General features: G+C 62.6%; 13 protein-coding genes. 5 read left to right on the top strand and 8 right to left on the bottom strand.

What is annotated here, in order from left to right:
• Positions 1-25 precede the first annotated feature (25 nt).
• From AACY08_RS01760 to AACY08_RS01740, 5 genes are all read left to right on the top strand, one after another.
• Positions 26-1,534 carry a sugar ABC transporter ATP-binding protein gene (locus tag AACY08_RS01760; protein WP_339467576.1) on the top strand — a complete coding sequence of 503 codons (1,509 nt, stop codon included), beginning with the start codon at positions 26-28 and terminating at the stop codon, positions 1,532-1,534.
• Positions 1,500-2,492: an ABC transporter permease gene (locus AACY08_RS01755; protein ID WP_339427870.1), complete on the top strand. Its 993-nt coding sequence runs from the start codon at positions 1,500-1,502 to the stop codon at positions 2,490-2,492. The genes AACY08_RS01760 and AACY08_RS01755 overlap by 35 nt, the downstream gene beginning before the upstream one ends.
• 28 nt (positions 2,493-2,520) lie before the next feature.
• Entirely contained in the window at positions 2,521-3,600 is a 1,080-nt protein-coding gene (locus AACY08_RS01750) for an alcohol dehydrogenase catalytic domain-containing protein (protein ID WP_339467575.1), read from the top strand.
• 2 nt (positions 3,601-3,602) lie between these two features.
• A complete protein-coding gene (locus AACY08_RS01745) occupies positions 3,603-5,135 on the top strand; it encodes an FGGY-family carbohydrate kinase (RefSeq protein WP_339467572.1) in 1,533 nt (510 codons plus the stop codon).
• Between the two features lie 93 nt (positions 5,136-5,228).
• Positions 5,229-5,954: an SDR family oxidoreductase gene (locus AACY08_RS01740; RefSeq protein ID WP_339418021.1), complete on the top strand. Its 726-nt coding sequence runs from the start codon at positions 5,229-5,231 to the stop codon at positions 5,952-5,954.
• Here AACY08_RS01740 and AACY08_RS01735 read toward each other — a convergent pair.
• The 8 genes from AACY08_RS01735 to AACY08_RS01700 all read right to left on the bottom strand — a co-directional run bounded on the left by AACY08_RS01735 (position 5,951) and on the right by AACY08_RS01700 (position 14,023).
• Positions 5,951-6,955, bottom strand: a complete 1,005-nt coding sequence (locus AACY08_RS01735; RefSeq protein WP_339467570.1) for a LacI family DNA-binding transcriptional regulator — start codon at positions 6,953-6,955, stop codon at positions 5,951-5,953. The genes AACY08_RS01740 and AACY08_RS01735 overlap by 4 nt on opposite strands.
• Before the next feature lie 58 nt (positions 6,956-7,013).
• Positions 7,014-7,877: a LysR family transcriptional regulator gene (locus AACY08_RS01730; RefSeq protein WP_339467567.1), complete on the bottom strand. Its 864-nt coding sequence runs from the start codon at positions 7,875-7,877 to the stop codon at positions 7,014-7,016.
• Positions 7,878-8,027: 150 nt separating this feature from the next.
• On the bottom strand, positions 8,028-9,431 hold the full coding sequence (locus AACY08_RS01725; RefSeq protein WP_339467566.1) for an amidase: 1,404 nt from the start codon (positions 9,429-9,431) through the stop codon (positions 8,028-8,030).
• The gene (locus tag AACY08_RS01720) at positions 9,428-10,696 is read right to left on the bottom strand and encodes a Zn-dependent hydrolase (RefSeq protein WP_339467564.1); all 1,269 of its coding nucleotides are present in this window, start codon (positions 10,694-10,696) and stop codon (positions 9,428-9,430) included. The genes AACY08_RS01725 and AACY08_RS01720 overlap by 4 nt, the downstream gene beginning before the upstream one ends.
• Positions 10,697-10,709: 13 nt before the next feature.
• Positions 10,710-11,405: an ABC transporter ATP-binding protein gene (locus tag AACY08_RS01715; RefSeq protein ID WP_339418011.1), complete on the bottom strand. Its 696-nt coding sequence runs from the start codon at positions 11,403-11,405 to the stop codon at positions 10,710-10,712.
• Entirely contained in the window at positions 11,405-12,154 is a 750-nt protein-coding gene (locus AACY08_RS01710; protein ID WP_339418010.1) for an ABC transporter ATP-binding protein, read from the bottom strand. Before AACY08_RS01710 ends, AACY08_RS01715 begins: the two co-directional genes overlap by 1 nt.
• Positions 12,151-13,161, bottom strand: a complete 1,011-nt coding sequence (locus AACY08_RS01705) for a branched-chain amino acid ABC transporter permease (RefSeq protein WP_339418009.1) — start codon at positions 13,159-13,161, stop codon at positions 12,151-12,153. The genes AACY08_RS01710 and AACY08_RS01705 overlap by 4 nt, the downstream gene beginning before the upstream one ends.
• 1 nt (position 13,162) lies before the next feature.
• Positions 13,163-14,023 carry a branched-chain amino acid ABC transporter permease gene (locus AACY08_RS01700; protein ID WP_339467562.1) on the bottom strand — a complete coding sequence of 287 codons (861 nt, stop codon included), beginning with the start codon at positions 14,021-14,023 and terminating at the stop codon, positions 13,163-13,165.
• Positions 14,024-14,029 lie beyond the last annotated feature (6 nt).

The following is a 14,029-nucleotide window of genomic DNA, read 5'->3' as shown; positions in this document are numbered from 1 at the left end:
TCCTTCTGAATACGAGGTCGGCGGTATGAGCAGTCTTCTGAAGCTGGAAAACATCTGTAAGCGGTACCCGGGCGTACAGGCCCTCAAGTCCATCAACCTGCAAGTCGAGCGCGGTGAGATTCATGCCTTGCTCGGCGAAAATGGCGCGGGCAAATCGACGCTGATGAAGATTCTCGGCGGCGTCGAGCATCAAGACGAAGGCCAGATCCTGATCGACGGCCAGGCGCAGCAATTCGCGACCTATCGCGATGCCATTGCTGCGGGTATCGGCATTGTGTTCCAGGAATTCAGCCTGATTCCTTACCTCACGGCGGTGGAAAACATCTTCCTCGGCCATGAGCTGAGCAACCGCTTCGGCCTGTTGCGCAAGCGCGAGATGGTCGAGGCCAGCGAGGCCTTGTTCAGGCGCCTGGGCGTGAGCATCGACCTGCAATGCGCGGTCAAGCACCTGAGCGTGGCCGAGCAGCAGTTTGTCGAAATCGCTAAGGCCCTGGCCCTGGATGCGCGCCTGCTGGTGCTCGACGAACCCACGGCCACGCTTACGCCCAGCGAAGCGGACCTGCTGTTCGAGATCATGCGCGAACTCAAGCGCCAGGGCGTGGCGGTGATTTTTATCTCGCATCACCTGGAAGAGATTTTCCAGGTGTGCGACCGCATCAGCGTGCTGCGTGACGGCGGCAATGTCGGCGTCACCGATGTGGCCGACAGTGACATCGACCGTTTGGTCGAAATGATGGTAGGTCGTCGCCTGGAATGCAGTTTTCCGCCCAAGCCGACCAGCGCACGCGGCTCGCTGTTGCTGGAGGTCAAGGACATCCAATTGGTGCGCAACGGCCCCCACAACAGCTTCCAATTGCACAAGGGCGAAATTCTCGGCTTTGCCGGCTTGGTCGGCTCCGGCCGTACCGAACTGGCGCTGGGCATGATGGGCGCGCTGCCGGCAGTGAGCAAAGAGGTCTGGCTGCGCGGTGAAAAAATCACCCTCGATGACCCGGCCCAGGCGCTGGCCCACGGCATCGGCCTGCTCCCGGAAAGCCGCAAGAGCGAAGGGCTGATCACCGATTTCAGCATTCGCGAAAACATCTCGCTGAACAACCTGCCCAAATACCAGAACGCCTCCGGCCTGATCGACAAAAGCCGCGAATGTGCGAGCGTCGAAGGCCTGATGAAACAGCTGTCGATCAAAGCCCCGAGCAGCGAAAGCCGGGTGTTCAACCTCAGTGGCGGCAACCAGCAGAAAGTCGTGATCGCCCGCTGGATCAATCACCACTGCAACGTGCTGGTGTTCGACGAACCCACCCGTGGCATCGACGTGGGGGCCAAGGCGCAGATCTACGCGCTGATGCGCAGCCTCACCGAGCAGGGCTACGCAATCATCATGATTTCCTCCGAATTACCGGAAGTCATTGGCATGTGCGACCGCGTCGCGGTGTTCCACAAGGGCGCCATCGTCAAGGTGCTCGAAGCGTCTGCCGTCAATCCTCAAGAGGTCATGCGCCATGCAACAGGGGGCTCAAGTGAATACGTCCATTAGCAGCGGCGACAGCAGCCGGCTGCGCCTGAACCTGGCGAGGCTAGTGCGTTCGCCGGCGTTTTATCCGTTTGTGGGGCTGGTGGTGGTGACCCTGGTGATGATCCTCGCCAGCGACACGTTCCTCACCGCCAGCAACCTGTCGAACATCGCCCGCCAGGTGTCGATCAACGCGATTATCGCGGTGGGCATGACCTGCGTGATTCTCACTGGCGGCATCGATTTGTCGGTGGGGCCGGTGATGGCCTTGTCCGGCACGCTTACCGCCGGGTTGATGGTCGCGGGGCTGCCGCCAGGTTTGGCGATTGGCGCGGGCATGTTGATCGGTGTGGCCTTCGGCATCGGCAACGGTCTGTTCGTGGCCTACCTGCACATGCCGCCGATCATCGTCACCCTGGCGACCATGGGCATCGCCCGTGGCCTGGGCCTGATGTACACCGACGGTTACCCGATTTCCGGGTTGCCGGAGTGGTTCGGCTTCTTCGGCCGCCAGAGGCTGTTCGGCATTGAAGTGCCGATCCTGATCATGCTGATCACCTACGCCGCCGCCTATGTGCTGCTGCAACACACGCGCATCGGCCGCTACATCTACGCTATCGGCGGCAATGAAGAAGCGGTGCGTTTGTCCGGCGTGCGCGCCGCGCGCTTCAAGTTGCTGGTGTACGGCATCAGCGGCCTCACGGCGGCGATTGCCGGGCTGGTGCTGACCTCACGCTTGATGAGCGGCCAGCCGAATGCCGGCGTGTCGTTCGAGCTCGATGCGATCGCTGCCGTGGTCCTTGGCGGCGCGTCGATTGCCGGTGGGCGTGGGGTCATCGTCGGCACGTTGCTCGGCGCCCTGCTGCTCGGCGTATTGAACAACGGTCTGAACATGCTTGGCGTTTCGCCCTACGTCCAAAGCGTGATCAAGGGCGGGATCATTCTGCTGGCGATTTTTATCAGCCGTCAGCGCCATAAATAAACTCCTAACAAGAACGGGATCAGACACCATGGATAAGCACACCGAAATGCAAGCCGTCGTCTGCCACGGCCCCAAAGACTACCGCCTCGAACGCATCGGCAAACCTCAGGCACGTGCCAATGAACTGGTGATCCGCATCGCCGCCTGTGGCATCTGCGCCAGTGACTGCAAGTGCCACTCGGGCGCGGCAATGTTCTGGGGGGGTGACAACCCGTGGGTCAAGGCGCCGGTCGTGCCGGGGCACGAGTTTTTTGGCTATGTGGTGGAAGTCGGCGAGGGCGGCGAAGAGCACTTCGACGTCACGGTAGGCGACAAAGTGATTGCCGAGCAGATCGTGCCCTGCGGCAAGTGCCGCTTCTGCAAATCGGGCAAGTATTGGATGTGCGAAGTGCACAACATCTTCGGCTTCCAGCGTGAAGTGGCCGAAGGCGGCATGGCCCAGTACATGCGCATTCCCAAGACCGCCATCGTGCACAAGATCCCTGAATCGGTGTCGCTGGAAGACTCGGCGCTGGTGGAGCCGATGGCCTGCTCGATCCATACCGTCAACCGTGGCGATGTCCAGCTTGACGACGTGGTGGTCATCGCCGGTGCCGGCACCCTCGGCTTGTGCATGGTCCAGGTCGCCGCGTTGAAAACCCCGAAAAAACTGGTGGTGATCGACATGGTCGACGAGCGTCTGGAACTGGCAAAAAAATTCGGCGCTGATGTGGTGATCAACCCGTCCCGCGACAACGCTCGCGAGATCATCAACGGCCTCACCGACAACTATGGTTGCGACGTGTACATCGAAACCACTGGCGTACCGGCCGGCGTCACCCAGGGCCTGGACTTGATCCGCAAGCTCGGGCGCTTTGTCGAGTTCAGCGTGTTTGGCGCCGAGACTACGGTCGACTGGTCGATCATCGGCGACCGCAAGGAGCTGGACGTGCGCGGTGCCCACCTCGGGCCTTACTGCTACCCGATTGCCATCGACCTGTTCGAACGTGGCCTGGTCACCTCCAAGGGCATCGTCACCCACGATTTCCCCTTGGATGACTACGCCGAAGCGTTTGAGCTGGCCAACTCGACCAAGTCAATCAAGGTGCTGTTGAAGCCGGTGGCCTGAGCATGAACTACGTGATGGGTGTCGACATAGGAACCCAGAGCACCAAGGCGCTGCTGGTGGATGGTCAAGGCACGATCATCGCCCAGCACAGCCAGGGGTATCGCGTGGATACCCCGAAAGTGCGCTGGGCCGAACAATGGCCGCAGGTCTGGCTGGACGCCGTCGAAGCCTGTGTCGCGCAGTGCATGGGCAAGGCGGGCGTGGCGGCGCAGCAGGTCAAGGCGCTGTGCATCAGCAGCCTGTATGGCGGTTCGGGAATTGCGGTGGATGCACAGATCACACCGCTGCACCCGTGCCTGATCTGGATGGACCGCCGCGCCGGCGAGCAGGTGGCCTGGGTGCGCGAGCAGGTGGACCTGGAACGCTTGTTCGAGGTCACCGGCAACTCGGTGGACAGCTACTACGGTTTCACTAAGATGCTCTGGCTCAAGCAGCACCAGCCTGAGGTGTGGGCGAACACCCGCTACTTGCTGCCGCCCAACAGCTATATCAACTTGTGCCTCACGGGTGAGTTGGCGGTGGACCATAGCAGCGCCGGCAATATCGGTGGTGTCTACGATGTGGCCGCGCGCGGCTGGTCCGGCGAGATGCTCGATGCTCTGGGCATACCGCAGGCGATGATGCCTGAACGCTTGGTGTATTCCGGTGAAGTGGTCGGTGGCTTGTTGCAAGACTGGGCATTGCGCCTGGGCCTGCAGGCCGGCACACCGATTCTGGCCGGTGGCGTCGATGCGGCCATGGCCACCTTGGCAGCGGGCGTGACTCAGCCGGGCAATCACGTGGCGATGGTCGGCACCAGCATGTGCTGGGGTTACCTGAACCAGCAGGTGGATGCACATCACGGCTTGGTGAGCATGCCCCACGTCTACAACGGCCACCGGGACCTTTACATATTCGGCGGTGCGATCACCGCCGGTGCCTCGGTCAGTTGGTTTCGCGAGCAGTTCTGCCAGGCTGAAGAGCAACAGGCCAAGGCCACCGGCCAGGACAGTCTGGCGCTGCTGGAACAGAGCGCGATGAGCATTCCGGCGGGCAGTGAGGGCCTGTTGTTCCTGCCTTACCTGATGGGCGAGCGCAGCCCGGTGTGGGATGACCGCGCAAGTGGCAGTTTTGTCGGCTTGAACCTGTATCACAGCCGCATTCACCTGTACCGCGCGGTGCTGGAGGGGGTGAGTTTTGCCCTGCGGCATAACATCGAGGCGGGCACTCGCGGGGCGCATTCCCTGGACCCGCGTTTGATCGTGGTGGGTGGCGCGAGCCATTCGGATTTGTGGATGCAGATCATCGCGGATATTACGCAGTACCCGGTGTACACCATCGTTCAGGAGGTGGAAGCGGCGTTGGGTGCGGCGTTGTTGGCGGCGCATACGGTGGGGTTGGTGAGTGATGGGGAGATGGATAAAGGGTGGGTGCAGTTGGCGCTGCGGGCGGAGCCACAGCGGGAAAATATCGCAACCTACGACCAAGCGTTTGCCGAGTATTTGAAGCTGTATCCCGCCCTGAAACCGATCATGCACACCCTGCAAACGAACTGATTCAACACAGCCCAAAAATGTGGGAGCGAGCAAGTCGAACCGTCGCACCGCCGCTCCCACAGGGGATCTCCATTGTTCTTGAGATTGTGATCTATGAACGCAGCCTTCGACTTCACCCACCACCGTATCCTCGTCACCGGCGCCAGCAGTGGCATCGGCCGCGAGATCGCCCTGCAGTTGATCGCCAGCGGCGCTGACGTCTTTGCCCTCGGCCGCGACGCCCAAGCCCTGGCCCAACTCGGCTGCCACACCCTCTGCCTGGACATCGCCGACAGCACCGCCCTCGACAAAGCCCTGCAAGACCTGCCGCCGCTGCACGGCCTGGTCAACTGCGCCGGCATCTCGCGCCTGGAACCCGCTGCCATGATTAGCGCCGACGCGTTCGACCAAGTGATGAACGTCAACGCCCGCGCCGCCGCGCAAGTCGCCAGCCGCGTGGCCGCCAAAATGATCAAGGCACATATCGCCGGTAGCATCGTCAACGTCTCCAGCCAGGCCTCGCTGGTGGCCCTGGACGATCACCTCGGCTACTGCGCGTCCAAGGCCGCGCTGGACGCGATCACCCGTGTGCAATGCGCCGAGTGGGGCCGTTTTGGGATTCGCGTCAACAGCGTCAATCCTACGGTCACGCTCACACCGATGGCGACCATGGCCTGGTCCGAGCCGGCCAAGCGTGATCCTGCGCTGGCGGCTATTCCGTTGGGACGCTTCGCTGAAACCGTGGAAGTTGCGCTGCCGGTGCTGTTCCTGCTGAGCCGCGCCGCCAGCATGATCAGCGGTGTCAGCCTGCCCATCGACGGCGGCTATACCAGCCGCTAGCCGTTTTCCAACTGGCCGGCTATCACCACCTTGTCCCGTGGTTTGAACGGGTCTTCGAGGTGGTCAAGCAACAGGCGTACCGCGCTGCTGCCGGCCAAGGACGCGTCGTGGGCCACGCAGGCGATGGGCACGCCGAAGATATCGGCGAAGGGCAGGCGGTCGATGCCGCAAATGGTCAGGCTGTCGTGGGGGATGTTGTGCATGCGCAACGCGCGCAGGGCACCGAGGGTGATCAACTGGTTGAAGCCCATGATCGCATCCGGCGCCGAGTGTTCGGCCAGGTAGTCGAGGGTGTGCAGGTACGACGGCATCAGCGTGTAGTCGCCGGCCTGCACTTCGACCTGCACCTGGGGATGTTCGGCCAGCACTTCGTGCAGGCCCTTGAGGCGTTCGACGGTGATGCGTGAGTGTTCGGGCCCCGTCAGCACCAGCAGGCGCTTGAGGTCGGGCGTCTGGCGCAGCAGGTAGTGCGCGGCCTGGATGCCGCTGTGGTAGTTGTCCAGCACCACGCGGCTGAACGGGCTGTCGTGGATCGTGCGATCGAGCAGCACCACCGGGGTCTTGCCGTTGCCCAGGCGTTCAAGGTAGTCGGGTTGGTAGCTCGGCTCGTCCGAGACCGGCGACAGGATGATCCCCGCCACGCGGTAGCCCAACAGGGTGTCCACGGCTTTGCTTTCCAGTTCTTCCAGCTCGTCGGTGTCCACCAGCATGATGGTGTAGCCGTGCTGCTTGGCCTCGCGGGAAATCGCCTTGATCATTTCGCTGTAGAACGGGTTGTCCACTGAGGCGGTGATCACGCCGATGATCAGGCTTTCACTGCGCTTGAGCCCGCGCGCGAAGGCGTTGGGCACATAGTCCAGCTCCCGCGCTACTTCGAGGATGCGCGCCAGGGTGGCCGGCTTGACCAAGTCAGGTTTGCTCAGCGCGCGGGACACCGTGATGGTGGTCATGCCCACGCGTTTGGCGATGTCGCTGATGGTGACGGACTTTTTCTTGTTCATCGGCAAGGCTGCAAAAGGAAACCCCCGCAGGCTAGCATGCGCGCGGAGTGAGGGTGATTCAAATCAAGGGGTCCCAGCGCTGCGACCAGTCACTTTCAGCCTTGACCACTTCGCGCAGGAACCCCAGCGCCTGTTGCAACACCGCCGAATCTCGCGCCCTTGAATACACCAGGTAAGTGGGAAAGCTGAACTCCGGCGCCTTCGGCACGCGCTGCATCACGCCGCTGTCGAGGTAGCTTTGCACCACGCGGGTACGGAAATAGCCGGCGCCACCGTTCTCCAGGATGTACTGCAACGCGAGTGGCCCGAGGTTGAAACTCAGCGCGGCGCGGGCCTTGTCGGGCAGAGCGGCGTCATGCTGCTGGCGAAAGCCTGGGCCCCAGTCGATATACACATAGGGGGCTGGATTGCTCACCAGTTGCACCAGGATCAGTTTTTCTTCCAGCACCTGCTCCACCTGCAACCCCGGCCAGTACTGCGGTTGGAACACCAGCGCGGCGTCGAGCACGCCCAGTTCCAACTGGCGCAACAGGTACTCGCCTTCACGGATTTCGGTACGCAGCGCATGGCCGGGGATATGTTGGCGCAGCGCCTGGGCCCAGCCGAGCATCAGCGGGTTGCACAGGCTGACCTCGCCACCGATGTGCAGCACGTTGCGATAGCCATCCGGCAAGGGCAGGTCACGCTTGGCGGCTTCCCAGGTTTGCAGCAATTGGTTGGCGTACACCACGAAGGCTTCGCCATCGGCGGTCAGCCTCGCGCCAGCACGGTTGCGCACGAACAGCGTGCTGCCCAACTGGCGTTCCAGGCTCTTGACCCGTGCGGTGATGGCGGTCTGGGTGACGTGCAGTTTCTCGGCCGCTGCAGCCAGGCTGCCGCAGCGGGTGATTTCGAGGAAAGTGCGTGCCAGTTCGATGTCCATGAAGCCCCCGGGGATGAATGGGGGCATTGTAATGGAATGCGGTCAAAACGGTGCGAGCGGGGTTGCTCGCGAAGGCGGTGGGTCAGCCATGCATGTATTGACTGATTCGCCGCATTCGCGAGCAAGCCCGCTCCCGCAGGTGATTGCATTTCAGGCTGGGGTTTTGGGTGTCTGCAAGTGCGTGGTAGGGAATGCTTTGGCATACACCTGGCACACCCGTAAAACCGTTTCATCCGCAAACCGCGCGCCTACCACATGCAAGCCCACCGGCAGCCCATTCGCTGCTAACCCACACGGCACTGAGGCTGCCGGTTGTTGGGTCAGGTTGAAGGGGTAGGTGAACGGCGTCCACTCTGTCCACTCCTGAAAATCCGAGCCCGGTGGCACGTCGTGCCCGGCGTCGAACGCGGTGATCGGCATCATCGGCGATACCAGCACGTCGTAATGTTCATGAAAGGCCGCCATGCGCGCTACCAGGGCTGCGCGTGCTTCGAGGGCGGCGCTGAAGTCATCCAGGCTCAACCGCTCACCGCGTCGTGCGATGCGCAGCAAACCAGGGTCGAGCAACTGTTTTTGCGCCTCGCTCATGGCGCCGGTCAGGCGTGCGGCGCCGGCTGCCCACAGGGTGCTGAAGACTTCCAGCGGGTCGCTGAAGCCGGGGTCGATTTGCTCGACATGGGCGCCCAGTTGTACCAGCCCTTCCACCGCTTGAGCGACGACCTTGGCCACGTGCGGGTCGACGTCCACGTAACCGAAGTTCGGGCTATAGGCGACGCGCAAACCCTTCAGATCCGTACCCGGGGTCAGCCATGGTGTGGTGCGTGGCGCGCCGATCAAGCCATCCCGTGCATCCGGTTGGGCGATGGTCTGCAGCATCAACACGCTGTCCTCCACGGTACGGGTCATCGGCCCCAAGTGTGAAAGGAGGGTCATGGAACTGGCCGGCCACTGCGGCACATAGCCAAAGGTCGGCTTGATACCAAAGGTGCCGGTAAACGCACAGGGAATCCGAATCGAACCGCCGGCATCGCTGCCTTGGTGCAGCACGCCCAGGTTCAACGCCGCCGCGGCCCCAGCGCCACCGGACGAGCCGCCCGCCGTGGTGCGTGTGTCCCAGGGGTTGCGGGTGATGCCGTACAGCGGGTTATCGGTGACGCCTTTCCAGCCGAATTCCGGGGTGGTGGTTTTGCCCAGCAGCACCGCACCGGCCTTGCGCATAAAGGCCGGGAAGGGCGCGTCGACCTCCCACGGCCCGTCGGCGGATGAGGTGCGCGAGCCCTTTCGAGTGGGCATGCCAATCGTCAGCGTGAGGTCTTTGATCGACGCCGGCACACCGTCCAACGCGCCGCAGGGTTGGCCGTCGAGCCAACGTTGTTCCGAAGCGCGCGCCGCGTTCAGCGCGCCTTCCGGGTCCACATGGCAGTAGGCATTCACTACCGGATTGAAACGTTCGATACGCCGCAAGGCGTCTCTGGTGACTTCCACCGGCGACAGGCGCTTGTCGCGAAAATGCTGCAGCAGTTGCACTGCCGTCAATTCGCCGATCTCACTCATGCCACATCCCCCTGAGCCGCCTTGACCATGGCGCGCAGCAATACCGCGCAGCCCGCCGCCAAGTCATCCGGCGCGGCGTTTTCGATTTCGTTATGGCTGATGCCGCCTTCGCACGGCACAAAGATCATCCCGGCGGGGCCCAGTTCGGCGACGAAAATCGCGTCGTGCCCGGCGCCGCTGACGATATCCATATGGCTCAAGCCCAAGACAATCGCCGCGTCGCGCACCGCGTTGACGCAGGCCGGGTTGAAGTCCAGCGGTGGGAAGTCGGCTGTCGGCGTCAGCTCAAAGGTGAGGCCGTGCGTTTTGGCGGTGGCTTCGATCACGCCGCGCACTTCATCGACCATCGCTTGCAGCGTGTCCGCATGCAGATGGCGCAGGTCGATGGTCATGTGCACTTGGCCAGGAATCACATTGCGCGATCCCGGGTGCAGGCTCAGGCAACCGACCGTGCCACAGGCGTGGGGTTGTTGTTGATGGGCGATACGGTTGACCGCGCTGACCACCTCCGCGGCGCCCACCAGGGCATCCTTGCGCAGGTGCATCGGCGTCGGGCCGGCGTGGGCTTCGACGCCGGTGAGGGTGAGGTCGAACCACTTCTGGCCCAGGCAGCCCATGACCACGCCAATCGTCGTGGCCTGGTCTTCCAGCACCGGGCCTTGTTCGATATGTGCTTCGAAATACGCACCCACCGGGTGGCCGACCACCGCGCGGGAGCCGGCATAGCCGATGCGTTGCAACTCGGCGCCCACCGACAGGCCTTGGTCGTCGAGCTTGTCGAGGGTGTCCTGTAAATCGAATTTACCGGCAAACACACCCGAACCCATCATGCAGGGCGGGAAGCGCGAGCCTTCTTCGTTGGTCCATACCACCACTTCAATCGGCGCATCGGTTTCGATGTTCAAGTCATTGAGGGTGCGGATCACCTCCAACCCGGCCATCACCCCATAGCAACCGTCGAACTTGCCGCCGGTGGGCTGGGTGTCGATATGGCTGCCGGTCATCACCGGGGGCAGGGCAGGATTGCGTCCGGCGCGGCGCGCGAAAATATTGCCGATGGCGTCGACACTGACGCTGCACCCGGCCGCCTCACACCATTGCACAAACAGGTCGCGGGCCTGGCGGTCCAGATCGGTGAGGGCCAGGCGGCACACGCCGCCCTTGGCCGTGGCGCCCAGCTGGGCCAGGTCCATCAAGGATTGCCACAGGCGGTCGCGGTTGATCAGCGGGGCGTTGCTCTTGAGCGGTTGCGCAAAACTATTCATCAGCAGTCTCCGGTCAGGCACTCAGGGCCAAATAGCGGTTTTTGATGGTTGGGTCGGCGCGGAAAGCGGCGGCGCTGCCCTCGTAGACCACGCGGCCTTGTTCGAGCACGTAATGGCGGTCGGCGAGCTTGTCGCAGACCATCAGGTTCTGTTCCACCAGCAACACTGGCAGGCCGTCGTCCTTGACCTTGCGCAGGATCTTCACCAACTCGTCGACGATCACCGGGGCCAGGCCTTCGGTGGGCTCATCAAGGATCAGCAACTTTGGATCGTTGAGCAGCGCACGGGCGATGGCGAGCATCTGTTGCTCGCCACCAGAGAGCGCATGGCCGGCGTTTTTACGCCGCTCCTTGAGGCGCGGGAACATGCCGTAGACATCTTCGAGCTGCCAGCGGCTGGTCTTGCGTGCGGCGATGCGCAGGTTTTCTTCGACGGTCAGCAGGCGGAAAATTCCGCGGTTCTCAGGTACCAGCGCCAGGCCCTGGCGAGCAATTTCAAAGACCTTCTGGCCCACCAGTGCCTGGCCGTTGAAATGGATCTGGCCCTGGCGTGGGCAAATAATCCCGAGGATGCTGCGCAGCGTCGTGGTCTTGCCGGCACCGTTGCGCCCGAGCAGCGTCACCAACTCGCCAGGGTTTACGGTCAGCGACACGCCCTCCAGCACGTGGCTCTTGTCGTAGTAGGAGTGGATATTGTCGACGATCAGCATCAGGCAGCCTCCCCAAGGTAAGCACTGCGCACACGTTCATCGGCCCGCACGAATTCCGGCGTGCCTTCCACCAGGATCTGCCCGTGGCTCATCACTGTGATGCGTTGGCTGATGGACATGACAATGCTCATGTTGTGTTCGATCAACAGCACCGTGTGGTCGCGGCCGAGGTCGCTGATCAGCTGGGTCATGATCGGGATGTCGTCGATGCCCATGCCCGAGGTGGGCTCGTCGAGCATCAACAGTTTGGGTTTGGAGCAGATCGACATGCCCACCTCCAGCACGCGTTGCTGGCCGTGGGACAACTCGCCGGCCAGGGTATCGGCGCGGGCGGTGAGTTGCAGGCGCTCCAGCACTTGATCGGCCATCTCCAGGTGTTCGCGCTTGCTGTCCACGCGGCGCCAGAAATTCAGGGCGCGTGCACCATCGCGGCCTTGGGCGGCCAGGCGCAGGTTTTCGCGCACGCTGAGGTTCTGGAACAGGCTAGTGAGCTGGAACGAGCGCGCCATGCCCAGGCCGACACGGGCATGGGCAGGTTTGCGCATCAGGTTCCTGCCGTCGAAATGAATCGCCCCGGCGGTGGCCTGGCGTTCACCGGTGAGGCAGTGGAACAGGCTGGTCTTGCCCGCACCGTTGGGGCCAATGATGGTGTGGATGGTGCCGGCTTCGACCTTGAGGTTTACGCCATTCACCGCATGGAAGGCACCGTAGGCCAGTTCCAGGTCGTTGGTTTCGAGCAGGATGCTCATAGCCCTTCCTCCTTGGCGACAGCGGCGGCCTTGCGACCGCCTCGCACGCGTTCAAACAGCGACACCAGGCCGCCCCACAAACCACCGCGCATGAAGATCACCACCAGGATCAAAATCAACCCTAGCAGCATCAGCCAGCGCGGCCACAGGTCGGAGAGGAAATCCCCCAGCAACACGATGGAACCGGCGCCCAGCAACGAGCCGAACAACGAGCCCGTGCCGCCGACGATGGTCATGATCAGGATGTTCTCGGACATCATCAGGTCGATATTCGACAGCGGCACAAAGTGCAGCAGCATCGCGTACAGCGCCCCGGCAATCCCGGTGACCGCGCCGGACAGTACAAACACCAGGATCTTGAAATGCCGCGTGTCGTAGCCGATGGCCGAGGCACGGGTTTCGTTTTCGCGGATCGCCATCAGCGTGCTGCCGAACGGTGAGGCGATCACCCGGCGTGCGCCGATAAAGATCAGCAGGAACAGCACCGCGACAAAGCCGTAGAAGGCGCGGGCGTCGGCCAGCGACAGCAACACGCTGTCACCGAGGCGGATTTGCGGGCGTGGCACGCTGAGCAGGCCGTTGTCGCCGCCGGTCCAGTCACTGAGCGTATAGGCGACGAAGTAAGCCATTTGGCTGAACGCCAGGGTCAGCATCACGAAGTAGATGCCGGTGCGGCGGATCGCCAGGGCGCCCACCAATAAGGCCAGGAACCCCCCGGCGACGGCGGCGCCGAGCAGCGCCGTGAACAAACCCATTTGCAGGTGGATCATCAGCAACGCCGCACAATACGCGCCGGCACCAAAGAAGATGCCTTGGCCGAAGGATAGTAGCCCGGTGTAACCCAGCAGCAAGTTGCAGGCGAGGGCGGCCATGGCAAAGATCAGAATCTCGGTGGCCAGGGTCGCCGAGGGCAGTATCAACGGCAGGCCAATCAGCACTGCCAATACCCACAGCAACATCGCGCGCGATTGCGTCTTGGCAAACGGCAGGGGGTTTTTCTCGCTCATGTCAGGCTCTCCCAAACAGGCCGTAAGGACGTACCAGAATCACCACGGCCATTGCGCCGTAGATCATCAGGCTCGCGCCCTGGGGCCAAAGTGTGGTCATCAGGCTTTGCACCACGCCCACCAGCAAACCGCCGACCAGCGCACCGCTGAACGAACCCATGCCGCCGATCACCACGACCACAAACGCCACCCCGAGAATTTCCGGGCCGACGAAGGGCTGGGCGCCGCGCAACGGTGCGAACAGCACACCGGCCATGCCGGCCAGGGCTACGCCAAGGGCGAAGGTCATGGAGAACAGGCGGAAGATATTCGTGCCCAGCAGCGACACGGTCTCGGTGCTTTCACTGCCTGCCCGCACCAGGGCGCCGAAGCGCGTGCGTTCCAACAGCAACCACAGGCCCAGGCCAACCAGCCCGGAAAACACGATGAGGAAAAGGCGGTAATAGGGGTACACGAAGTCACCCACCACCAGCACGCCGCGCAGCAGTTCTGGCACGGCGACGCTCTTGCCCACCGGGCCCCAGATCATCACGCTGGCTTCCTGGATGATCAACGCGATGCCCAAGGTCACCAGGATCTGGAACATGTGCGGCAAGTGGTAAATCCGTTGAATCAATAATCGCTCGATAGCCCAGGCCAACGCGGCCACCACCAGTGGGGCGATGAGCAACGCCAGCCAGAAGTTGCCGGTGAGGCTCACGGCGGTGTAGCAGATGTAGGCGCCCAGCAAGAAGAACGCGCCGTGCGCGAAGTTGACGAAGTTGAGCAGGCCGAAAATGATCGTGAGACCGACCGCGATCAGGAAGTAGATCATCCCCAATCCGAGGCCGTTGAGTATCTGGAACAGGTAAAGAGAAAGCATGCAGGA

It is taken from the genome of Pseudomonas sp. EL_65y_Pfl1_R83 (assembly GCF_963970695.1).
GTDB classification, from domain to species: Bacteria; Pseudomonadota; Gammaproteobacteria; order Pseudomonadales; family Pseudomonadaceae; genus Aquipseudomonas; species Aquipseudomonas tritici.
Note: the sequence above shows the minus strand (reverse complement) of the source record. Positions and strands in the feature narration are given on the sequence as shown.